This window comes from Halobacillus faecis, assembly GCF_007991335.1.
Lineage (GTDB): Bacteria > Bacillota > Bacilli > Bacillales > Halobacillaceae > Halobacillus > Halobacillus faecis.
The window spans coordinates 27,402-49,830 of sequence record NZ_BJYD01000004.1 but is presented as its reverse complement, the minus strand read 5'-3'; the positions used below and the strand labels follow the sequence as shown (position 1 = coordinate 49,830).

Genomic DNA, 22,429 nt, shown 5'->3' with positions numbered 1-22,429 from the left:
CTACATTCCGGTATATTCTCCAAATTCCTCTCGTAAAACGTTCGCGATCTCCCCGACTGTGGCATAAACTTTAACCGCAGCCACAATATGAGGCATGACATTCTCCGACCCTTTCGCCGCTTCCCTAAGAGCTTTAAGGCATTGATCGACGGATTCCTGATCGCGGGAAGATCTTACTTCCTGTGTTTTCTTGATTTGTGCTTGTTCCAGCGCTTCATCCACGCGCAACAAGTCTGCATGTATCTCTTCTTCGAGTTTGTATTCGTTCATACCGACGACGATGTCTTCCTTCGATTCGATCCGTTTTTGGGCATCGTAGGCAGCTTTATGAATTTCACGTTGCATATACCCTTCTTCCACAGCCTGGACAGCTCCACCGAATTCTTTGATGCGCTCTAAGTAAGCATTTGCCTCTTTTTCAATCTGGTCTGTGAGCGACTCTACATAGTAAGAACCAGCAAGTGGGTCTATAGTGTCCGCCACACCGCTTTCATTGGCAATGATCTGCTGTGTTCGTAACGCAATTCGTGCGGAATCTTCTGTCGGCAAAGCAAGAGCTTCATCCCGGGAGTTGGTGTGCAAACTTTGTGTTCCTCCCATGACAGCAGCAAGTGCCTGTAATGTGACACGTACAATGTTATTATCCGGCTGCTGAGCCGTCAGCGTACTTCCGCCTGTTTGAGTATGGAAACGGAGCTTCCAACTTTTCGGATTTTCTGCACCATAGTGTTCTTTCATAATTTTGGCCCACATGCGACGAGCCGCTCGGAACTTGGCCGCTTCCTCAAAAAATTGATTGTGAGCATTGAAGAAGAAGGCAAGCCTTGGCGCAAACTGGTCGACTTCGAGTCCAGCCTCGATCGCCGCATCTACATAAGCCATGCCGTTCGCAATTGTAAAAGCGACTTCCTGCACAGCTGTAGATCCTGCTTCGCGGATATGATAACCGGAGATGCTTATTGTGTTGAATTTCGGTAAATGCTCCTGACAGTAGCCGAATATGTCAGTAATCAATCTCATGGAAGGTTTCGGTGGATAGATATACGTACCTCGAGCAATATATTCTTTCAAGATGTCGTTTTGAATCGTCCCTGTCAATTTCTCAGGAGTGACTCCCTGCTTTTCCCCAACAGCGATATACATCGCAAGAAGAATACTGGCCGGTGCGTTGATTGTCATGGATGTACTTACTTGATCGAGTGGAATCTGATCAAATAACTGCTCCATGTCCTTTAATGAATCAATGGCTACACCGACTTTACCCACTTCCCCATCAGCCATGGGGTCATCAGAATCATAGCCGATCTGTGTCGGCAAATCGAAGGCCACCGATAACCCGGTCTGACCTTGTTTCAATAAATATCGGAATCTCTCATTCGTTTCCTCTGCCGAACCGAAACCAGCATATTGACGCATCGTCCAATAGCGGCTACGATACATGGTCGGCTGAATCCCTCTCGTATAAGGATACTGGCCCGGAAAGCCGATTTCCTCTATGTAGTCCTCATCCATCTGTTCCGGCGTGTATAATCGGTCAACCGGAAGATCGGAACTTGTATGAAAGGCTTCTTTACGTTCCGGAAAACGCTCCGTCGTTTTTTCTACATCTTTTTCCCATTTTTGTTTAGGGTGTTGGTCACTTGATGATCTGTTCATAAGAAAGGCCTCCTTATTCAGTCCATTCACACTACTAGCATACCAGAAATGAAGCGCTTACCTATCTAAAAATTACTATCATTCACAATTTTATTGTAAATGATTTCACGCCCTTGTCCAATTTCTCTTTTTTAGGTAGAATGTCAGTAGGATTGACTGAGAAGGAGGTTACACACCTTGGCTACAAAAAAACGTTCAAAACGCGAACGCCGTATGAAAGTCGTGATCTATGTCATGATTTTGTCTATGCTTCTATCTAGTGCATTGGCTGGCGCGAGTTTCTTCCTATAATAAATGAATAAAAAAAGCCGAAGAGATGGGCGTCCATCTTTTCGGCTTTCTTAGTTTCTAGAATTGTTCCTTTAGTTTCGATTCTTCCCAGAAACGATATAAATCGGACATTTCCTTTTCACTATCCACAATCAGTACGTCTGTCTCAGCAGGAACCATGTCAAATAGGGTCTCAACATCTTTGTTTCTCATTCGAATACAACCAGCCGAGACTGATTTACCGATAGAATCCGGCTGATTCGTTCCATGAATGCCATAGATCCTACCGTCTGTTCCCCTGGCATCAAACCCGATCCACCGGCTTCCAAGTGGATTCATTGGATCACCGCCCGGGATGTCTTTTTTTCGATAATACGGATCTTTGGCTTTCACTTTCACATTGAAACGGCCCTCCGGCGTCAAGTCTTTCGTCTTCCCTATGGCTGCAGGAGCCTTGAAGAGAACTTTGTCGCTTTGGTAGAGCACAACCTCATGGGTTGCTTTATTTACAATAATAACGGACTCATCAGGTGTGTGTGGAGGAAGGAAAGGGTTTAATAAACTAAAAAGTAAAAGGAAGCTGTACAACGGAATCATCCTCTTTTACTAAAAGTTTCCCCTCACGGTTCCCCCCTATACATCACTCTTCTTGAACGATCGCTTAATGATCAGATAGTCCTCTATTTCATTTAATAAATGGAAAAGGCTCGCTCTTACTTCAAACTCTTCCCGAGTTTCCGGAAGTCGATCCTCACGAAAATCTTCTTTCATTTCTTTTAACATCCTCAAATAGATCACAGCCGTATTCCCGGGATGAACCGCATCAGCCAAATCATCGAAAAACTCCGCCATGCGAACACCATGGATGTCAGAGGACGAAATACGACTGACGAGAGGAAGCATGCGTTCCAGGAGTTCAAACTGTTTGGTCCGCATATGAAAATAGTGATAAAAATGATTATGGGAACGCAGCAAATGGTTTTCTACGTCACGATAGGAGAGAGATTTGGCTTTCTCCAAAAGATTAGCGGTCTCCGTTAACTCCTTGCCTGTCCAATCATTGTCGCCATTTCGTAAGAATTGCGCAATTTCCCTCAAGATAATGGAAAAGTTACTTTCCACCTGCCTTCGGTACTGATTCAACTTTTTCTCCAGGCTAGGCATATATAAATTCAACAGCAAGGCTGTTCCTATCCCTACTGTAATGAGCAACACTTCGTTCCATATAATGCTCCAGCCAATATCCCCTGAACCATAGAGGTGAAGGATGATCACTGAGCTGGTTACAATTCCAGGTGTGATTTTGAACAATACCGTCGTCGGAATAAAAGCAAATAACATCAATCCGATTGAAATGGGGTTGTATCCTAATAACTCAAAAAAAGCGAAAGAAAACCCCATCGCTAATAAACAAGCGGAAAAACGGTGCCACGCACTTAAGAAGGAACGTTTTCTCGTAATTTGGATACAGAGAATGGTTAAGATCCCTGCTGAAGCGAAATTCTCAAGCTGAAGCATCTGAGCAACCCATATGGCAAATGGTGTTCCCAGTGCCGTCTTAATGGTACGATATCCTATTTTCAATCCTATCTTCACTCCTGTTCTTTCAATATAGCGATACCTGCTTAAAGTTAGGCATCCGGTTATGTATATACGGCCATTACGTAAAAAAGGATCTTTGCTTTATAAACAAAGATCCTACGCTTATTGTATTCTTATACTTCCTCACAATACTCTTCAAAACTGCGCTGAAGCTTTCCGATGACTTCCATCGGTTCAAAACCTTCAATGTCGTGACGCTCGACCATTGTCTGGATTTTGCCATCCTTTAATAGCGCAAAAGATGGAGAAGAAGGAGGATAACCTTCAAAATATTCGCGAGCACGATCTGTCGCTTCACGGTCCTGCCCAGCAAAAACAGTAACTAGATGATCCGGGCGCTTATCGTAGTGAATCGCATGAGCAGCCGCCGGACGGGCAATACCGCCTGCACATCCACATACAGAATTGATCATCACAAGTGTCGTACCTTCTTTATTTAGAGCCTGATCGACGCCTTCAGGTGTCGTCAGTTCCGTATACCCTGCTTGTGTAATTTCTTCACGTGCTTTTGAAACAACATCGTTCATAAAAATATTAAAATCCATTTGACATGGCCCCTTTATAGAAATGCTATGAACATTTTACCAAGATATCTGACATCTTTCAATTGAATTGTCTAGTTAAGAAGAAGAAAACCAAGGTTTAAACTAGTATGACTTCTTAAGCATAAGAAACGTATGATACGCTTATTTAACTGAAGGCAATGAAGGCGCGGTCTAAACATCATGCTTTATACAAATAGAGAAGTGAGCTGACAAAAGGAGGAGGAGACTTGACAAAAAGAAATATGATGATCGTTCTGATGATCATTTTCGTGTGCTCGATTGGACTTTTCTCTTTTATTAAGTTTCATACACCATTAGTAAGTGGAACGATTGGTTCTTCGGCAGATAAACAGTCCGTAGTTATTAGTATCGGAAATAATGGATTCAGTAATATAAAAATCGAGGATGTGCGAATAAATATGAATGAAGAACCATTGGATAAAAAAGTTCAGGTAAGCCATCCACTCAAAGGTTTTATCGTAGCAGACAGCTTTGATGGGGAGGCGGAAGAGTATGGGCTGACCGATATCCAGGACGTGATCATTAAGCCGAATACTTCTCCATCATCACAAATAGAAAAGGTGAACAATGGTACCGCTACTGAAAAAGATAACAGCTACGGTTTAAGCATCATTAACCATAAAGAAATAAGTGAAGTGATCATACATTATAATTATCTGGGAATGGCTTTTGAAAAAAGTATTACTATTCACCATTAAGCTTGTTTCATTTTTTTTGAACCATAGTCTTTAACAGAATTTATATTTAAAAAAAGCTATCCTCACAAGTGGAGGATAGCCTTTTTTCACTTAATATACCGATGTGTTGTCTTCTGACATTTTTTCCAAGATCTCTTTCACGCGAGCAAGGAAGTTGCCGGCAACAAGTCCGTCAAGAACCCTGTGGTCTAGGGATAGGCATAGGTTGACCATGTCACGCGCTCCGAACATACCATTTTGGTAAACCGGCTTTTTCACAATGGATTCCACTTGCAAAATAGCAGCCTGAGGGTGGTTAATGACACCCATGGACTGAACGGAACCGAAAGAACCTGTGTTATTGACGGTGAATGTACCGCCTTCCATATCTTTCGATGTCAGCTTGCCTTGGCGAGCTTTGCCGGCAAGGTCTGTAATGTCTTTTGCAATTCCTTTAATGCTCTTTTCATCGGCATCTCTGATAACAGGGACGAACAATTGGTCATCTTTAGCCACGGCGATGTTCAAGTTGATCGCTTTGCGCTGGATGATTTTGTCTCCTGCCCACATACTGTTTAATTGTGGATATTCTTTCAATGCTTGAGCAACAGCTTTCACAAAGAAAGCGAAATAAGTTAAGCTGAAACCTTCCTGTTGTTTGAATTGGTTTTTCTTAGCATTACGAAGTTCAACCAAATTCGTGACATCCACTTCAACCATCATCCAGGCATGAGGGATTTCTGTCTTGGACTTCACCATGTTCGCTGCAATGGCTTTACGGACACCAGTAACAGGGATTTCAATGTCTCCTTCACCGGCTTGTACATTCGGCGTTTGTGTGGATGGGGCAGGTGTTGGAGCAGCTTTCTGCTCTGCTTGTGCCGGTTGTTCGGCAGGCGCATCAGCTTTTGCTTCCCCTTCTTTTGGTATATCTCCGCTTGCGATGATTTCCTCGATATCTTTACGCGTAATCCGACCACCGCGACCGGAACCATCGACTTGATTCAAGTCAATATCATGTTCCTGAGCAAGCGTCATAACTGCTGGAGAATATCGCTTTTTATTGCCTTTATCCTGCTTTTTCTCAGGCTTCGTGGAAGCTGTTGACTTTTCTTCAGGTACAGGCGTTTCTTGGGCAGGCGCTTGCTTATTCTCTTCCTTTTTAGGTTCTTCCGCAGACCCTGCTCCTTCTACTTCGATGTAACACATGAGTTCGCCGACTTCAATGGTATCTCCTTCAGATGCGACGAGTTCTTTGATCTCCCCGGAAAAAGAAGACGGGACTTCTGCGTTCACTTTGTCTGTCATGACTTCTGCAATGGGATCGTATTTATTCACCTGATCTCCAGGCTGGACAAGCCATGTACTGATCGTTCCTTCTGTGACACTTTCACCAAGCTGAGGCATATTGATTTTTTCTAAACCCACAGGAAATCTCCTCCTTCAATTAAAATTCCGCGAGATCTCTCATCGCTTTTTCTACTTTATCTGGATTCATCATGAAGTACTTCTCCATCGTTGGAGCATAGGGCATGGATGGAACATCCGGCCCAGCCAGTCGCTGAACAGGAGCATCAAGGTCGAATAGGCAGTTCTCACTAATGATGGCGGATACCTCTGAGATGATTCCACCTTCTTTATTATCCTCAGTTACAAGCAGGACTTTACCCGTTTTGGATGCTGCTTCGATGATTCCTTCTTTATCAAGTGGATACACGGTACGTAAATCAAGAATATGTGCATCAATGCCTTCTTCAGCCAGCTTCTCTGCTGCCTGCAATGCAAAGTGAACGCATAGGCCGTAAGTAATAACCGTAATATCCGAACCTTCGCGCTTCACATCTGCTTTACCGATTGGAAGCGTATAATCCTCATCAGGCACTTCACCTTTAATCAGACGGTAGGCACGTTTATGTTCAAAGAAAAGGACCGGATCATTATCACGGATCGACGCTTTTAATAAACCTTTGACGTCATAAGGAGTCGATGGCATCACAATTTTCAATCCTGGCTGATTCGCGAAAACCGCTTCAACGGATTGGGAATGGTAAAGGGCTCCATGGACACCGCCGCCATAAGGGGCGCGAATGGTAATTGATGCACTCCAATCGTTATTGGAACGGTAACGGATTTTAGCGGCTTCTGAAATAATCTGGTTGACCGCCGGCATGATAAAATCAGCGAACTGCATTTCGGCTACCGGACGCATGCCGTACATCGCTGCACCGATCCCAACTCCTGCGATTGCAGATTCAGCTAGTGGCGTATCAAGAACTCTGTCTTCACCAAATTCATCGTAAAGACCATCTGTCGCGCGGAATACGCCCCCGCGTTTTCCAACATCTTCACCAAGGACGAACACTTTTTCATCCCGCTTCATTTCTTCTTTCAAAGCTTGAGTGACGGCTTGAATATAAGATATAACTGCCATTATTGCTCCCCCTCCTTACTCTTCGTACACATATTTCATGGCTGATTCCGCTTCCGCGTAGGCCGCATTCTCGGCATAGTCAGTCGCTTCATTGACGATTTCACTGATTTCGTCATTCATTTCTTTTTCCTTCTCATCCGTCAGGACACCGGTGTCACGCAAGTATTGGGCAAAAGTGACGATCGAATCCTTTTTCTTCGCTTCATCCACTTCTTCGCGCTCCCGATACGTACGGTCATCATCGTCACTGGAGTGTGGTGTGAGACGGTAGGAAACAGTCTCGATTAGTGTCGGTCCTTCTCCATTACGGCCACGATCCGCTGCTGCTTTCACCGCTTCATAAACAGCTAGAGGATCATTGCCATCTACGGTGAAACCTGGCATACCATAACCGATAGCGCGGTCAGAAACTTTTTCACAGGCCAACTGTTTCGATACCGGAACAGAAATGGCATATTTATTGTTTTCAACCATAAAGATAACAGGAAGCTTGTGTACACCAGCAAAGTTCGCTCCTTCATGGAAATCACCCTGGTTGGAAGAACCTTCTCCGAATGTTACCAGAGAGACGAAGTCTTTCTTCTCCATCTTCCCTGCAAGTGCGATACCTACGGCGTGCGGCACTTGTGTAGTAACAGGTGATGAACCGGTTACAATTCGGTTTTTCTTTTGACCAAAGTGACCTGGCATTTGGCGTCCACCTGAGTTCGGATCTTCTGCTTTTGCAAAACCAGAGAGCATCAAATCTTGAGCGGTCATACCGAATGACAGAACAACTCCCATGTCACGATAGTAAGGCAGAGCATAATCTTTTTCACGATCAAGAGCGTAGGAAGCACCTACTTGGGCAGCTTCCTGACCTTGACAGGAAATGACGAATGGGATCTTACCTGCGCGGTTCAATAACCACATCCGTTCATCAATTCTTCTTGCTAACAACATCGTGCGAAACATGTCCAACACTTGATCATCACTTAAGCCTAGAGCTTTATGGCGATTTTCAGCCATGAGGATCCCTCCTTCTTATTTATCCGTGGATTTGATTTCCGTCGACGGCCATAGCCGCTTCCCCGATCGCTTCAGAGAGCGTTGGGTGTGGGTGAATCGTTTCAGCGATTTCCCAAGGCGTGGCATCAAGAACTTGAGCCAAGGCTGCTTCTGAAATCATGTCTGTTACATGCGGTCCAATCATATGCACGCCTAATACATCATCCGTTTCTTTGTCGGCAACGATTTTGACAAAGCCATCGGTCTCTCCGTGTACGAGCGCTTTACCGATCGCTTGGAATGGGAACTTGCCTACTTTTACATCAAACCCTTTTTCTTTTGCCGCTTTTTCCGTCAAACCGACACTTGAGACTTCAGGGTTGGAGTAGATACAGGATGGCACTTGATCCTGATTCATCGGATGAGGGTTTTGATCAGCCATATGTTCGACTGCAATCATCCCTTCATGAGAGGCTACGTGAGCCAGCTGCATGCCACCGATGACATCACCAATTGCATAAATGTGGCTTTCTTTCGTCTGGTAGACATTATTAGTTTGAACTACCCCGTTTTCGACTAGAATGTCTGTGTTTTCAAGACCGATATTATCAACGTTCGCTGATCTCCCGACAGAAACCAGCATGCGTTCCGCTTCATAAGTAACGGTCTCGCCGTCCACTTCTGCATCAACTTTTACACCAGTGTCTTTTTCGATCGTATCAGAAAGGACCTTAGCGCTTGTAACAATGTCAACGCCTTTCTTTTTCATCTGCTTCAACATTTCCCTGGAAATATCTTCGTCTTCGGTAGGAAGGATGTGTGGCAAATACTCAAGAACCGTCACTTTAACACCGAAGTCTGCAAGCATTGAGGCCCACTCGATTCCGATGACCCCTCCACCAACGATGATGATGGATTCAGGTAATTCTTTCATATGCAAAGCTTCATCAGAACTCAGGACAACTTCACCATCGATTTCAAGTCCAGGCAGTGATTTCGGAGTCGAACCTGTTGCCACTAACACATTTTTTGGGATCAACATTTCGTTTTCTTCCCCATTGTTCATCTCCACAGAAATCGTTCCGGCTGTTGGTGAAAAAATAGAAGGACCTAAGATACGGCCAAAGCCTTCATAAACATCGATCTTTCCTTTTTTCATCAATCCTTGAACGCCTTTATGTAGTGTGTCTACAATTGATTGTTTCCGTTCTTGGACTTTTGTAAAATTCAAGGTTGGGTTTTCTGTTGAAACTCCATACCGATCAGCTTCTTTCGTCTGTTTGAATACTTCAGCACTTCGAAGCAATGCTTTTGAAGGGATGCACCCTCTGTGTAAGCATGTCCCACCAAGTTCTCTTTTTTCTACAATCGCTGTTTTCAGACCTAATTTTGAAGCTCGGATGGCGGCGACGTAACCGCCTGTGCCACCTCCGAGAATGACCAAATCGTATTCTTGTGCCACCTTGGATTCTCCTTCCTATTCTTGAAAGTTAGGATATTGTTTTGGAACTTCTTCTTTATTAAGGACACGCAGCGTCCCCTCATTCAACGCTTCCAGCTCATTTTCACCAGGATACACAAGGACATCTGCAATCCAATGCACACGTTTTGATATCTCTTCAACGAACGCTTTCCCGTAGGCAAGTCCGCCCGTGAGCGCAATCGCATCCACTTTACCTTCCATCACAGCACTCATGCTTCCGATTTCTTTGGCAATTTGGTAAGCCATGGCGTCAAAGACAACCTTCGCTTTTTTGTCACCATTAGCAACCATCTCTTCGACTTCACGGGCATCGTTTGTGTCCAAGTACGCCATAAGCCCCCCTTGCCCGACTAGCTTCTTCATGACTTCATCACGATAATATTGGCCGGAGAAGCATAGGGAAACAAGGTCACCAGCAGGAACGGTCCCTGCCCGTTCAGGGGAGAAAGGTCCATCTCCGTGTAAACCATTGTTGACATCAATCACTCGGCCTCCAACATGGGCACCTACCGTGATTCCTCCCCCCATATGAGTGACGATCAGGCGGGCATCCTTATAGGACAGACCAAGATCAGCTGCCGCTCTTCTAGCGACAGCTTTCTGATTCAAGGCATGAAAGATACTTTTTCTTGGAATTTCAGGGACACCAGAAACACGGGCTAATTCATGGAGTTCATCCACCACGACCGGGTCGACGATATAGGCTCCAATGTTCAAGCCTTGAGCAATTTCATTGGCAATGATCCCACCAAGATTTGACGCATGTTCTCCATTGTATCCATTTTTTAAGTCTTCAAGCATCGCCTCATTGACCTCATATGTCCCACCTTCAATAGGACGCAGCAATCCGCCTCTCCCGCAGACAGCACTCAACTTGCTGATGTTGATGCCTTCACGGTCAAGCTCGTCGAGAATGACCTGTTTACGAAATTCATATTGATCAATGATGCGCTTGAATGAATTGATTTCCTCCGCCGAGTGACGGATCGTTTTTTCAAAAACCACTTCCTGATCATCAAAGACTCCGATCTTCGTAGATGTGGAACCTGGGTTGATAACCAGAATACGATGTGTTTGCAATTCCTAAACCCCCGTTAACCGTTCTGTCTTCTGCTTAAGATGTGTTGACCGTTTTGAAGGAACTGACTGCGGGATCTACGCATACGCTCAATGCGTTCCTCTGCCATACGGTCTGCTGCTGCATATGTTGGAATGTTATCGCGGCGTGAAATCTCAAAGACGCGAGATACGTTGTCATAAATCGTTTCTACTCGCTTCATCGCACGATCTTTATTATATCCGTGAAGCTCATCTGCTACGTTGATGACGCCTCCTGCGTTGATCACATAATCCGGCGTATAGACAATGCCTTTTTCATGCAAAATGTCGCCGTGTTTCGTTTCCTTCAACTGGTTATTTGCTGCACCAGCAATGACTTTCGCTTTTAGTTGAGGAATCGTTTCATCGTTTATCGTTGCTCCAAGGGCACAAGGAGCATAAATGTCACAATCCACGCTGTAAATATCGTCCGGATCAACCGCTTTTGCACCAAATTCTTCAACTGCACGTTGAACCGCTTCTTTGTTGATATCTGTTACAACAAGATTTGCTCCCTCTTCGTGGAGATGACGGCATAAGGTAAAGGCTACATTTCCAACACCCTGCACAGCCACTGTTTTTCCTTCTAAGGAATCCGTGCCAAAACCTTCTTTAGCTGCCGCTTTCATCCCACGGTAAACCCCGTAAGCAGTTACTGGTGAAGGGTTTCCTGAAGAACCAAAGGCAGGGGAGATTCCTGTTACATAATCCGTTTCCTCATGAATTAAATCCATATCCTGAACGGTTGTTCCTACATCCTCTGCAGTAATGTAGCGGCCATTCAGACCTTGAATATAACGACCGAAAGCACGGAACATTTCTTCGTTTTTATCTTTTTTAGGATCCCCGATGATGACCGTTTTCCCTCCACCGAGATTCAGGCCAGCGGCCGCATTTTTATAGGTCATTCCTTTTGCTAAACGCAGCGCATCTTCTACTGCATCGTCTTCTGAAGCATATGTCCACATACGTGTGCCTCCAAGAGCAGGCCCAAGCGTTGTATCATGGATGGCGATAATTGCTTTTAAACCGGATTGTTCATCTTGACAGAATAACAACTGCTCGTAATCGTACTCTTGCATATAGCTGAAAATTTTCATTGTGTGATTCCTCCTATTGTTGACTGGCTTGTAAAGCTAAAGCCAGTGAATAAATTTTGCTCTCGGCATCATCTGCTCTCGACGTCAATACGATTGGAGCTTTAGCCCCACTGATCACGCCCGCCACTTTTCCATTGGCGAAATATATGAATGACTTGTACAAGGCATTGGCCACTTCTATGGATGGCACAACGAGGATATCCGCCTGCCCCGCTACTTCTGATACAATTCCTTTTTGTTCCGCTGCTTTTGGATCAACAGCATTGTCAAAGGCAAGAGGGCCATCAACGATACAGTTCTTCAGCTGCCCGCGCCTGTTCATTTGCGTAAGCATAGCGGCATCTTGAGTGGCTGTCATGGAAGGGTTTACTACTTCTACCGCTGCTAGTGGAGCTACCTTCGGGTTCTCCCAACCTGCCCGTGTAGCTACTTCCACGGCATTATTGATGATTTGTACTTTTTCCTCCAGACTTGGCGCGATATTCATCGCTGCGTCAGTTAGGTAAATCAGTTTGTCCCTGCCTGGAATTTCAAACAAAGCCACATGAGACAGTACTGAACCTTTTCTGAGTCCGTACTCTTTATCAAGGACTGCTTTCAACAAAGATTTTGTATCGATGTGGCCTTTCATCACAACATGAGCTTCGCCGGAGTGAACAGCTTTCACAGCCACTCGTGCACTATCCTTCTCACTCGCATGAATCACTTCAATACCTTCCTGTGATAAATCCAAATCAACAGCTTTTGACTTGCTTTCAATCTCTGATTGATCTCCTACAAGAAAGAATTCAGCCAGGTTGGACGCCCGGGCCAATTTTACTGCCTTCAATACTTCATCATCTGCTGCTTGAGCAACAGCGACCGTTTTCGGTGAGCGACGGTCAATTTGATCAACTAGTTCATCTAACTTTTTCATGCGTCACCTCTTCCCCTCTTCTATACATGCAATATTCATGCCAACTCCTACGAACACGAAAACAGGTGTTCATGGAGGTTCATACCTATGCAAAAGTCTGCACTATGAAAAATTTTGCATGCTATTTTTGTCCAGTTGGTATTTCTCTAATTTATAATATAAATTGCGAATGGAAATCCCTAAAGCCTTAGCTGTTTTCGTTTTATTAAAATCATGAGACCGGTAAGCATCCGCAAGCAAACTCTTTTCATATTCATCTACAGCTTCTTGCAAGGTCTCTCCCAGCCATGGCGCATTTTCCGTAGGGCCCCCTGATTCAGCTGTTGCCTTCTTCAGCCGGGGAAGATGTTCCACCTTGATCGTATCTTCCATATTCTCCATATAAATCATTGCTCGGCCAATAATGTTTTCTAACTCTCTTACATTTCCCGGCCAATCGTATTCTTTCAAAATCCGAAAAGCCTCCTCATCCACTGAGGTTACATGCCTTCCATAGTCTTCATTCAGCTTTTGGATCAAATGGTCCGTCAAAAGCTGAACATCTTCGATTCTTTCACGAAGTGGAGGAATGTAAATCGGAAGCCGGTTCAGACGATAATAGAGATCTTCACGGAAATTCTTGTTCATAATCGCTTTTTCCAAATTCACATTCGTGGCAGCAATGACACGGACATCCACATGGACAGGTTTCGTACCACCGACCCGGATGATTTCATTCTCTTGCAGCACCCGCAGCAATTTCGCCTGCATCGGCAGCGTCAATTCACCGATTTCATCAAGGAAAATACTTCCGTGGTTCGCTTCCTCGAACAGCCCTTTTTTACCGCCTCGTTTTGCACCTGAGAAAGCACCATCTTCGTAACCGAACAATTCACTTTCGAGTAAGGATTCTGCTATGGCCGCACAATTGACACGGATAAACTTATTATGGCGCCGCTTGCTCTCGTTATGAATCGCATGGGCGAAAAGTTCTTTTCCCGTTCCCGACTCCCCTCTCAACAAGACGGAAGCTGGCGTGCGCGCACCGACTTTTGCTTGTTCAAGAGCTAAGGTCATTTCCTGGGAGTCTCCGATAATATCATCAAATGTGTACTTCGCTTCCAAACTGCGTATGATTTGTCGCGCTCTTTTTAGTTCACTCGTCAACGCTTGAATTTCCGAAACGTCGTGAAGAACTCCTACACTCCCTTTTAGCTTCCCATCGACGATCACAGGAGCGACATTAACGAGAACGTCCTTTTTCGAAGGTCCTACCTTCATGCGCACTCCCCGTACGGGCCTTCTTGTACGGAGGACTTTCATGTGCATACTTTCTCCTTCAGATATATCGACCGTTGCCGGCTTTCCAACGATTTCTTCTTCAGAAAGCCCGGTAATCCTCGTGTATGCAGGGTTAATCATTAAACCGCTTCCATTTTCATCGACAACCGAAATCGCCTCATCCGAAGAATGAATGATGGCCTCGAGCATCGTTTTCACTTCTTTAAGGTCTGTGATTTCCTCAGCGAGATTGACAACTTCCGTAATATCTTTAAAAACAGCAAAAGCACCGATCACCCTTTGGTTTTGCCCAATCATCGGAATTCTTGTAGTCACGACTTTCTTCCCGTTCCCTAAAGCAAGCTTCTGATTTACTTCTTCTTCGCGGGAGGCCAGGACTTGAGGAAGCCTTGAATCCGGAATAATTTCATTGATGGGTTCTCCAATCATAGATGAACGCCTCATCCCTACAATGCGCTCTGCACTTCGGTTGATAAATGAAATTTTACCTTCCTCATCTATAACAATCATTCCATCATGAATGCTGTTCAAAATCAGGTGTTGATTTTCCGTCTGCTGCTTCAGTTTTTGCACGAGTGTTTCCTTTTCATCCAGTAATTCTGCGGTCACATAAGCGACCGAACCTGGTATGACAACCGTTGAGCGTTTTCTAGTTTCCCGAATTTCGTTGAACACATGTTCATCCCCTGTGGCTTCGATTACGATATCAATGTCTCTATGTATCCAATCCTGCCACTGTCGGTCTGTAGAAATTCCGTAACTCTCAGCAAGCGCTATCCCCGGCGCATTTGGATCGATGTCTGTTACGGCAACTACTAACATACGATCCATTTTTTTTAACAATTTCAACAGGGCGGTTCCACCTTTCCCCGCTCCGACAATCAACACACGTTTCATTTCACCACACCCTGCAACTTTTTGCGTAACTTCATCGTACCCTAATCTGCACGTTTTAGCAAGTACGTCTATAGTTCCAACCTGCCCTGCCATTTGATATACTTATTCATGGATTGAATTAAAGGAGTTATGAGTATGCGTTTAATTGCTTTACTTTTATTAGTCACCCCCGGTTTAATCGCCGTTTATGGGATAAAATTGATTCGGGACGCCCTTTTTGGCGAATTTCACTCTGTCTTTTTTCACATCGCCATTCAAGGGCTTGTTGGAATTCTCTTTGTAGTTGGTGGAATGGCCTTCATTGGAGGTTTTATCCTGCACAGAGACAGAAAGCGCAATTTGACCAAAGGGCGGTTCAAACAAAAGGATTAGGACAAAGTGAGAATAACAACTGTGATGAAGGAGTTTTGCTCTGTGACAGAGTTTGAAATGTTTAGAAAGCAATACCCTTTCGATTTGCTCTCTGAGGAAGAGTTTGAAGAAGTGTTCGGGAAAGCCATGGTCAGAGAATTCTCTAAGAACGAATTCATCATCCATGAAGATCAGGAAGATGATACGATCGATATCCACTTCATGGTCTCCGGACTTGCTAAAAATATCATGCACCGGTCGAACGGCCGCCAATTATCAGTCAGATTCTATTACCCGGGAGATCTGGTAGGTGTTATGATCCTCCTCACAAGTGGGGAAATGCGATTTTCTGTTCAGGCATTAGAACCGATCAAAACCATTTGCTTTGAACGTGAATCTTTCTTGAAAGTGATGTCAAACAACAATCACTTTTCAAAAGTCGTGATGGACGGCATCAGCCACTTGATGAAAAGTTTATACGATGAAGTAAAATATAAAAGCTCTACGACAGATGAACAAGATGATCGCGAACTGTACAAGAAGCGAGCAGACGCATATATGGAGCCCCCTACGTTTATACATCCAGAAGCCTCAATTGAAAAAGCTGCCCGCATGCTGCAGCAGCAGAAGATAGAAGCACTGATTGTAAGTGATGACCAACAATCCATGCTTGGTATGATTGGATATGGTGAAATATTGAAGGCTTACTTTGAGAACGATCACAAGAACCCTGTCAAAGCTTATATGTCTGAAGAAGCTTATGAGATTAATGAGCAGGAATTTATCTATGATGCTTTAAGTTATTTGAAGCACCATCCTACAGAGATCATCCCTGTTCTCCATAAGGACAAGGTCGTCGGAATTCTGAGGCAGTCCTCGTTTTTCACGATTAAAAATTCGGTGTACTTCGACCTGACTTATAAAATTTCAAACGCTACTACAATTGATGAAATCAAACCGCTGTCACCGATTCATAATGAACGGTTCCAAAAATTTGTCGCGAGTTTGATTAAAGATCACATGTTTGCTTATGATATAGCGGAGTTGATGACGAACTATAACGATCGGATTCACAAACAAGTCGTACAGATTGCAGAAGACGAAATGATCCGTGAAGGTCATGGAGCACCGCCGGTCAATTACTGTTTCCTGGTTATGGGCAGTGAAGGACGGAAAGAACAGGCTTTCTCCACGGATCAGGATAACGCCATTATTCTTGCCGACTATGACAAGAGTAAGCATAAAGCGAAAATCGAAAAGTACTTCGAAATTTTCACCCGTAAAATCAATGATATGTTGAATGAATGTGGCTTTCCTTACTGCACAGGCGGTATTATGGCAAAGGAACCAAAATGGCGTCAGCAGATGAGCGATTGGCAAGGAAGTATCGACCAGTGGATCAACAAAATGGACGCAGAAGAAATCCGAGATTTCACGATCTTCATGGATTTCCGTCCAATTACCGGCGATTATTCTCTTGCTTATGACTTAAAGAAATATGTAACGAAACGCGTTCAAAAATCCTTAAACCTTCATCAATTGCTTATGAAAGATACGCTTCGCTTCCGGGTCCCTGTCCAACCATTTGGAAGAATTTCAGGAATTGGTAAAAAACGGACACTTAACTTGAAGAAATCAGCCATTATGCAAATCGTCAATGCCATCCGTATTTACAGTATGAAGTATGGTATTGAAGAGATTAATACTGTAAATAGGCTTGAAGCTTTAGCTGAACAGGAACGTTTCCACCCGCGGGATGTGGAAAATGCGAAAACCGCCTTGCACCGTCTGATGCTGTTCCGTTTGAAAGCTAATCTCCAACAGTTGGACGATGAAGAACCATTAAGCAATGATTTAAAACTTGGACCCATGAAAAAAGAAGAACGTCGATCACTCAGAGAAGCGCTCATTATCGCCAAACGCCTGCAGCAGGTGCTAGAACTGAGCTATAACCGAAATCGGGTGGTATGATGCTTCCAGTTGACTTACAAATTATAAAGTATCTGCTTTTTGAAAAACCGATGTACTATTTCAAGATCAAACCTTATCTGAAATGGCACACATACCACGAATTAGAAAAGCAGCTGCACGTTTTCAATCAAAAGGGACATTTTCACAAGAAGCGATTAAAGGACTTGGATTATACCATCTTTGACCTTGAGACAACCGGGTTTTTACCAGAAATCGGACATGAGATCATATCCATCGGTGCAATCAGGCTTCAAGGACTTCATGCTTGCCGAATGGAGAAATTCCATCAGGTTATCCGGCCCATTCGTCCTGTTAATAAACAAACGCTGCGTTTAACAGGACTATCCAGGGACCGCCTGGACAATGCCAGCCCTTTCATTGAAGGTTTCCGCAACTTCATGGACTTCAGTGAGGGTTCTGTTCTTGTCGCCCATCCAGCTAAGTTTGATATGCGTTTCTTAAGGGCTATGTTAAAAAGGTGGAAGCTTCCTGATTATGAACCACACGTGATCGACTCCCAACTTATGGCACAATGGCTTCTGCCGAACGAAAGACACCAGCTTGATCCTTTGCTAAAGTATGTAGGCATTGATAAAAGGGAACGACACCATGCTCTGAATGATGCGATTATGACCGCAGAACTATTTCGGTATTTACTTTCGAAAACAATTGATTATGACGTTCACACATTGGAACAATTGAATGAAGTTATAGCTCAACAGAAAAAAACGAAGCAGTGAAAATCACTGCTTCGTTTTTTTCTGTCTTTTATAGATAAGCTCCTGATTGTTGAAAACTCAGTTTTGAGATGTTCCCAGTGTTCGTTGCCTAGTTGAGTATCATAGGTGGCTGACAAGCAACTCGCTCTCATGTGGGGGAGTGGCGAGCTTCCCAACCACCCCATTCGATTTATGGGAGAAACGAACCCCTTTGCCAAGTTGGATTGTCTTCCGCTATCAACCTTACACTCCCATCGAGGAAGCCTATTCAAAGAACGTGCGATACAGAGATTGGACGGCTTTGCCTAAGCCTGAAGACTTGACACCGAACATCATTGAAACCTCAGATGACCCTTGGTTGATCATCTCAATATTGACCTCTGCATCACGGAAAGCTGCTGCTGCACGGCTGGCGATACCAATCGTCTGGTTCATACCTTCCCCTACGATCATAATCATAGCCATTTCTCTTTCAATCAAGACGGTATCTACTTCAAGTTCTTCTTTAATCCGCTTTATAACCTTTTCCTCTTTTTCAGGTGGAAGATGATGTTCACGAATGACAACGGACATGTCATCGATTCCAGAAGGCGCGTGTTCAAAAGATACTTCTTCATCTTCTAATATTTGAAGCAACCTGCGACCAAAGCCAATTTCCCGGTTCATTAAGTATTTACTCACATATAAGTTCAAAAACCCGTCATCGCTTGCAATACCTACAACATGACTTTCCCTTTCAGGGAGGTCCGCTACAATCATTGTCCCAGGTGCCGCAGGGTTATTGGTATTTTTAATGCATACAGGTATTTTTTCTTTAAACGCTGGGATAAGCGCTTCGTCATGAAATACAGAAAAGCCTGCATAGGATAGCTCCCGCATCTCTCGATAAGTCAAAGAGGTTAACTGCTTTGGCTGGTCCACGAACATGGGATTGACACAATAAACAGAATCGACATCCGTAAAGTTCTCATACAAGTCTGCCTTTAAACCAGCTGCTACAATCGACCCGGTAATATCAGATCCACCGCGGGAGAACGTCACCAATTCACCTTCAGGCGTATAGCCAAAAAAGCCTGGAATAACAAGGATTTCATTCCTATGCCTCAAGCTGTACAATTTTTCAAAGCTTTCTTCTAAAACCAACGCTCCACCAGGTTGATCTCGCACGAGAATTCCTGCTTCTTTTGGATTTACATAAGAAGCTTTAGTCCCTGTCTTCTGCAAATATGCACTCACAATATGAGCAGAACCATCCTCTCCACAAGCTTTTAAAGCGTCAAACGCATGCTCAGAACCATCTTTCACCAGTTGCATCGCTTCATCAATTTTATCCTTCACTTGTTCCACTACACGGAAGGAGAGCTCGAGCTCCTCGGTCATCGATTGAAAGCGGTCGATGATTTTTTTATAAACGGTCTCATCCATTTGGTTCATTTGTATGGATGTACCTAAAGCAATAAGGAGATCCGTCACTTTTTCGTCTTTACTATGACGTTTCCCTGGAGCTGAAACGACAACTACGCGTCGGTCTTCATCTAACTCCATAATATTTTTCACCTTTTTTATCTGCCCGGCATCTGCTAAAGAACTGCCTCCAAATTTTACAACCTTCATTTATACAACACCCCATTAGAGAACGAAAGTAATTAATAATTAAGAATTGTATCACAAAAGAGGTGCACAATTGAACAAAAAATTAGAAAAAAACATACGGGCTGCGAAAATTGACGTAAACATGGGAATTTTTGCATTTATTCTACAAAATTGTTACATCTTTTGGTATTTTTAGATATGATGGATGATAAGAGGAAGGGTGGTTCTATGGTTTTGAAAAGGGATGGATTTGGTGGATCCAGGTATTATCCCGAGGATAGTGAATTATCCATACTTTGTACATACGAGGATCAAGGACACACCTTTGTCATCATTCAATACTTAGACCTTCCCTTCAGTTACCGGCTGATTAACAGAGACGGACTTTTTTTACTTGAAGAAGAGCTTTACGATTTCTTGAATAAGCAAATTGAGGAAATTGATGCGGGCATATATGAAGATTTTAAGCTTGCAAAAGAGATTATTGAATTGATGACAGCAGAAAAATAAAAGCACGAGAGATGCTTTCCACCTCTCGTGCCCTGCGCCTTTTACTTAACTCGCTTTATGCTCTAAGCGTAAGCGATCCGCTACCATCGCTATAAATTCACTATTCGTCGGTTTTGCTTTCGTGTTGGAGATCGTGTAGCCGAACAGGGAAGAAATCGCATCAATATTCCCTCGATTCCAAGCTACTTCAATCGCATGCCTAATGGCGCGTTCTACTCGGGATGCCGTCGTGTTATATTTCGTTGCAATATCCGGATAAAGGACTTTTGTAATTGAGCCAAGAAGTTCAAGATCATGGTAGACCATTGTAATGGCTTCTCTCAAGTACTGATAACCTTTAATGTGTGCTGGTACTCCCACTTCATGGATAATGTGAGTAATACTTGTGTCAAGGTCAGGTTTTTTCGATTTGGTTGATGTGTAGCTGTTCCCCAATGCACGATTGATTGGGTCACCCGCATGTTTAATTTGACGAACTTGTTCACCAAGATGGTCGAGATCGAATGGCTTCATCATAAAGTAAGCGGCTCCAAGTTCCACTGCTTTCTTCGTGACTTCTTCTTGACCGAAAGCCGTCAACATAATGACTTCTGGGTGCTTGTCCATGTCTCTTAATTTGTTCAAGACTGCTAGCCCATCTAAATGTGGCATAATGATATCCAGAATCAACACATCCGGTTTCTTCTCCTCTACCATTTGAAGACAATCTTTCCCATTATAGGACGTTCCTACGACATCAATATCCGACGCATCATCAAAATATTCCTCAAGTAGCTTTACAAGCTCACGGTTATCATCAGCCAAACAAACTCGAATCTTTTCCATTTATTTTTCCTCCTTACAAAATAGTCCTTCTTTTTTCCGTAATACACATATTCGACATCCAGGAATTTAACCCTCTTTTATTATAACAAAAAGATTTCAATATTTGAGATTATCTTGAAAATGCTTTAAAATACTTATGAATTCGTACAAATTCGACATACGCTTATAACAATTGTCGAAATTTGTCGATTAGATATGACGTTGATGCATGAAAAAAGAAGAGCCTTTAGGGAGGCTCTTCTAACTCGCTTTTTGTTTAGTGATATTATCTTCGTATAATGGTATCCCGGCTTCTTGTAGCATCCATTCAATGTGCACCCCGTATCCGCTTGTCGGATCGTTGACGAACACATGAGTGACTGCACCAATAATTTTTCCATTTTGAATAATAGGGCTTCCACTCATTCCCTGAACAATTCCTCCTGTTTTATCAAGAAGTTCAGGATCAGTGATTTTTACAATCAGCCCTTTTGTTACTGCGGATTTTTTCGGCATATTACTGACGATTTCCACATCAAAGGTCTGCATTTCTTCACCATCTAACACGGTCATAATTTGAGCAGGTCCTTCTTCGACTTCTTCTGCAAATCCGACAGGGACCCCTTTAGGATACGTTTCATTTTTCATATCCCCATCCAATTCACCAAAAATGCCGAATGGTGTGTTTTTAGTAATCGTACCTAGCCGATCATCACGTAATGAAAATTTCGCTTTTTTCTCACCAGGAATTCCCTGACTTCCTTTTTCAATAGAGGTTACGTGGGAACGAACAATCGTCCCTTCATGAATTTCAATCGGTTTCTTCGTATCCATATCCGAAATCACATGGCCCAGTGCTCCATATTTTTTCGTTTCTGGATCATAAAACGTCATTGTCCCGATACCTGCAGCTGAATCACGGATATAGAGACCAATTTGAAACTCTTTCTCCTGCGCGTTAAAAACTGGGGTTAAAGAGGTGGAGATCATCTCTTTCCCTCGCTTAATTTTAAGTTCAATGGGTTTCTCCGCTTCGCCAGACTCTTTGACGATGGAGGACAGCTCTTCCATACTATTGAGTTCCTGACCATTCCCCTCAAGGAGGATGTCACCAACAAGGACATTCGCTTCCTCACCCGGTGATTTCTTCGCCTCTTTTTCTCCATTCACCAAATGGTGTCCGACGACTAGAACTCCCTTTGTATGCAATTCAACCCCCACCGACTGACCGCCAGGAATCAAACGGATGTCACGCATTTGCGTTACATCTGTTTTCTTGAGCGGAACTCCGGCGAACTCATAAAAGACTTGATGATCATCAGTGGATGAAAAAGCAGTCAACGCTTCTGTCTCTTCACCTTCAGAAAGGACTTCTGGATCATTAGATGCACTGATTTTCACATCGGTAGGGATGGAAAGATAATCATGAACAGGGGCTATTAAAGGTAAAATGAGCATGAACAGCAGGAGAACGGAACCGCATATATATTTAAATGTCTGTTGATCTTTCACGGGTT

Annotated in this window: 21 protein-coding genes; 6 read left to right on the top strand and 15 right to left on the bottom strand. The window is 43.7% G+C overall.

Annotated elements, in window-relative coordinates; genetic code table 11:
• On the bottom strand, nt 1–1,656 hold the full coding sequence (locus HFA01_RS02045) for an acyl-CoA mutase large subunit family protein (protein WP_146812919.1): 1,656 nt from the start codon (nt 1,654–1,656) through the stop codon (nt 1–3).
• Nucleotides 1,657–1,833: 177 nt separating this feature from the next.
• On the opposite strand from HFA01_RS02045, the gene prli42 reads away from it, so the two are divergent.
• Nucleotides 1,834–1,947, top strand: coding sequence for a stressosome-associated protein Prli42 (gene prli42 / locus HFA01_RS18760; protein WP_226590761.1), 114 nt, complete (start codon nt 1,834–1,836; stop codon nt 1,945–1,947).
• Between the two features lie 57 nt (nt 1,948–2,004).
• Here the strand turns inward: prli42 and HFA01_RS02040 are convergent, their stop codons facing one another.
• The 3 genes from HFA01_RS02040 to HFA01_RS02030 all read right to left on the bottom strand — a co-directional run bounded on the left by HFA01_RS02040 (nt 2,005) and on the right by HFA01_RS02030 (nt 4,073).
• Entirely contained in the window at nt 2,005–2,523 is a 519-nt protein-coding gene (locus HFA01_RS02040) for a L,D-transpeptidase (RefSeq protein WP_146812918.1), read from the bottom strand.
• A 36-nt stretch (nt 2,524–2,559) separates the two neighbouring features.
• Nucleotides 2,560–3,510 carry an aromatic acid exporter family protein gene (locus HFA01_RS02035; RefSeq protein ID WP_146812917.1) on the bottom strand — a complete coding sequence of 317 codons (951 nt, stop codon included), beginning with the start codon at nt 3,508–3,510 and terminating at the stop codon, nt 2,560–2,562.
• A 131-nt stretch (nt 3,511–3,641) separates the two neighbouring features.
• Nucleotides 3,642–4,073 (bottom strand): BrxA/BrxB family bacilliredoxin, encoded by a 432-nt coding sequence (locus HFA01_RS02030; RefSeq protein WP_146812916.1) that lies wholly within the window; start codon nt 4,071–4,073, stop codon nt 3,642–3,644.
• 227 nt (nt 4,074–4,300) lie between these two features.
• Here HFA01_RS02030 and HFA01_RS02025 point away from each other — a divergent pair, with 227 nt between their 5' ends.
• On the top strand, nt 4,301–4,792 hold the full coding sequence (locus HFA01_RS02025; protein WP_146812915.1) for a hypothetical protein: 492 nt from the start codon (nt 4,301–4,303) through the stop codon (nt 4,790–4,792).
• 90 nt (nt 4,793–4,882) lie between these two features.
• On the opposite strand, the gene HFA01_RS02020 is transcribed toward HFA01_RS02025, so the two are convergent.
• From HFA01_RS02020 to HFA01_RS01985, 8 genes are all read right to left on the bottom strand, one after another.
• The gene (locus tag HFA01_RS02020; protein ID WP_146812914.1) at nt 4,883–6,199 is read right to left on the bottom strand and encodes a dihydrolipoamide acetyltransferase family protein; all 1,317 of its coding nucleotides are present in this window, start codon (nt 6,197–6,199) and stop codon (nt 4,883–4,885) included.
• A gap of 19 nt (nt 6,200–6,218) precedes the next feature.
• Nucleotides 6,219–7,202 (bottom strand): alpha-ketoacid dehydrogenase subunit beta, encoded by a 984-nt coding sequence (locus HFA01_RS02015; RefSeq protein WP_146812913.1) that lies wholly within the window; start codon nt 7,200–7,202, stop codon nt 6,219–6,221.
• A 15-nt stretch (nt 7,203–7,217) separates the two neighbouring features.
• Nucleotides 7,218–8,210, bottom strand: a complete 993-nt coding sequence (locus HFA01_RS02010) for a thiamine pyrophosphate-dependent dehydrogenase E1 component subunit alpha (protein ID WP_146812912.1) — start codon at nt 8,208–8,210, stop codon at nt 7,218–7,220.
• Nucleotides 8,211–8,229: 19 nt separating this feature from the next.
• Nucleotides 8,230–9,651: a dihydrolipoyl dehydrogenase gene (lpdA, locus tag HFA01_RS02005; RefSeq protein WP_146812911.1), complete on the bottom strand. Its 1,422-nt coding sequence runs from the start codon at nt 9,649–9,651 to the stop codon at nt 8,230–8,232.
• Nucleotides 9,652–9,666: 15 nt separating this feature from the next.
• Entirely contained in the window at nt 9,667–10,752 is a 1,086-nt protein-coding gene (gene buk / locus HFA01_RS02000; RefSeq protein WP_146812910.1) for a butyrate kinase, read from the bottom strand.
• Between the two features lie 14 nt (nt 10,753–10,766).
• Nucleotides 10,767–11,870, bottom strand: a complete 1,104-nt coding sequence (gene bcd / locus HFA01_RS01995; protein WP_146812909.1) for a branched-chain amino acid dehydrogenase — start codon at nt 11,868–11,870, stop codon at nt 10,767–10,769.
• Nucleotides 11,871–11,883: 13 nt separating this feature from the next.
• Nucleotides 11,884–12,786, bottom strand: coding sequence for a phosphate butyryltransferase (yqiS, locus tag HFA01_RS01990; RefSeq protein ID WP_146812908.1), 903 nt, complete (start codon nt 12,784–12,786; stop codon nt 11,884–11,886).
• A gap of 102 nt (nt 12,787–12,888) precedes the next feature.
• Nucleotides 12,889–14,964 (bottom strand): sigma-54 interaction domain-containing protein, encoded by a 2,076-nt coding sequence (locus tag HFA01_RS01985; protein WP_146812907.1) that lies wholly within the window; start codon nt 14,962–14,964, stop codon nt 12,889–12,891.
• A 135-nt stretch (nt 14,965–15,099) separates the two neighbouring features.
• Between HFA01_RS01985 and HFA01_RS01980 the strand changes: the two genes are divergently transcribed.
• The 3 genes from HFA01_RS01980 to HFA01_RS01970 are packed head-to-tail and all read left to right on the top strand — an operon-like array spanning nt 15,100 to nt 18,026.
• Nucleotides 15,100–15,336: a DUF2627 domain-containing protein gene (locus tag HFA01_RS01980; protein ID WP_146812906.1), complete on the top strand. Its 237-nt coding sequence runs from the start codon at nt 15,100–15,102 to the stop codon at nt 15,334–15,336.
• Nucleotides 15,337–15,378: 42 nt separating this feature from the next.
• On the top strand, nt 15,379–17,286 hold the full coding sequence (locus HFA01_RS01975) for a DUF294 nucleotidyltransferase-like domain-containing protein (protein ID WP_146812905.1): 1,908 nt from the start codon (nt 15,379–15,381) through the stop codon (nt 17,284–17,286).
• Nucleotides 17,286–18,026, top strand: coding sequence for a 3'-5' exonuclease (locus tag HFA01_RS01970; protein WP_146812904.1), 741 nt, complete (start codon nt 17,286–17,288; stop codon nt 18,024–18,026). Before HFA01_RS01975 ends, HFA01_RS01970 begins: the two co-directional genes overlap by 1 nt.
• Before the next feature lie 243 nt (nt 18,027–18,269).
• On the opposite strand, the gene HFA01_RS01965 is transcribed toward HFA01_RS01970, so the two are convergent.
• A complete protein-coding gene (locus tag HFA01_RS01965) occupies nt 18,270–19,619 on the bottom strand; it encodes an aspartate kinase (protein WP_146812903.1) in 1,350 nt (449 codons plus the stop codon).
• Between the two features lie 207 nt (nt 19,620–19,826).
• Here HFA01_RS01965 and HFA01_RS01960 point away from each other — a divergent pair, with 207 nt between their 5' ends.
• Nucleotides 19,827–20,108: a hypothetical protein gene (locus HFA01_RS01960; protein WP_146812902.1), complete on the top strand. Its 282-nt coding sequence runs from the start codon at nt 19,827–19,829 to the stop codon at nt 20,106–20,108.
• A gap of 45 nt (nt 20,109–20,153) precedes the next feature.
• Here the strand turns inward: HFA01_RS01960 and spo0A are convergent, their stop codons facing one another.
• Both spo0A and spoIVB read right to left on the bottom strand, forming a co-directional pair.
• Complete coding sequence (spo0A, locus tag HFA01_RS01955; RefSeq protein ID WP_146812901.1) at nt 20,154–20,933, bottom strand: sporulation transcription factor Spo0A; 780 nt, start codon at nt 20,931–20,933, stop codon at nt 20,154–20,156.
• Between the two features lie 240 nt (nt 20,934–21,173).
• Nucleotides 21,174–22,424: a SpoIVB peptidase gene (gene spoIVB / locus HFA01_RS01950; protein WP_246139244.1), complete on the bottom strand. Its 1,251-nt coding sequence runs from the start codon at nt 22,422–22,424 to the stop codon at nt 21,174–21,176.
• Between the last annotated feature and the right edge of the window lie 5 nt (nt 22,425–22,429).

Coding starts and splice junctions, on each gene's coding strand:
- bcd (WP_146812909.1), bottom strand. CDS start 11,870: ATGAAAATTTTCAGCTATATGCAAGAGTACGATTACGAGCAGTTGTTA.
- HFA01_RS01960 (WP_146812902.1), top strand. CDS start 19,827: ATGGTTTTGAAAAGGGATGGATTTGGTGGATCCAGGTATTATCCCGAG.
- HFA01_RS02010 (WP_146812912.1), bottom strand. CDS start 8,210: ATGGCTGAAAATCGCCATAAAGCTCTAGGCTTAAGTGATGATCAAGTG.
- HFA01_RS02045 (WP_146812919.1), bottom strand. CDS start 1,656: ATGAACAGATCATCAAGTGACCAACACCCTAAACAAAAATGGGAAAAA.
- HFA01_RS01980 (WP_146812906.1), top strand. CDS start 15,100: ATGCGTTTAATTGCTTTACTTTTATTAGTCACCCCCGGTTTAATCGCC.
- HFA01_RS01985 (WP_146812907.1), bottom strand. CDS start 14,964: ATGAAACGTGTGTTGATTGTCGGAGCGGGGAAAGGTGGAACCGCCCTG.
- HFA01_RS01970 (WP_146812904.1), top strand. CDS start 17,286: ATGCTTCCAGTTGACTTACAAATTATAAAGTATCTGCTTTTTGAAAAA.
- yqiS (WP_146812908.1), bottom strand. CDS start 12,786: ATGAAAAAGTTAGATGAACTAGTTGATCAAATTGACCGTCGCTCACCG.
- HFA01_RS01965 (WP_146812903.1), bottom strand. CDS start 19,619: ATGAAGGTTGTAAAATTTGGAGGCAGTTCTTTAGCAGATGCCGGGCAG.
- HFA01_RS02030 (WP_146812916.1), bottom strand. CDS start 4,073: ATGGATTTTAATATTTTTATGAACGATGTTGTTTCAAAAGCACGTGAA.
- HFA01_RS02040 (WP_146812918.1), bottom strand. CDS start 2,523: ATGATTCCGTTGTACAGCTTCCTTTTACTTTTTAGTTTATTAAACCCT.
- spo0A (WP_146812901.1), bottom strand. CDS start 20,933: ATGGAAAAGATTCGAGTTTGTTTGGCTGATGATAACCGTGAGCTTGTA.
- HFA01_RS02015 (WP_146812913.1), bottom strand. CDS start 7,202: ATGGCAGTTATATCTTATATTCAAGCCGTCACTCAAGCTTTGAAAGAA.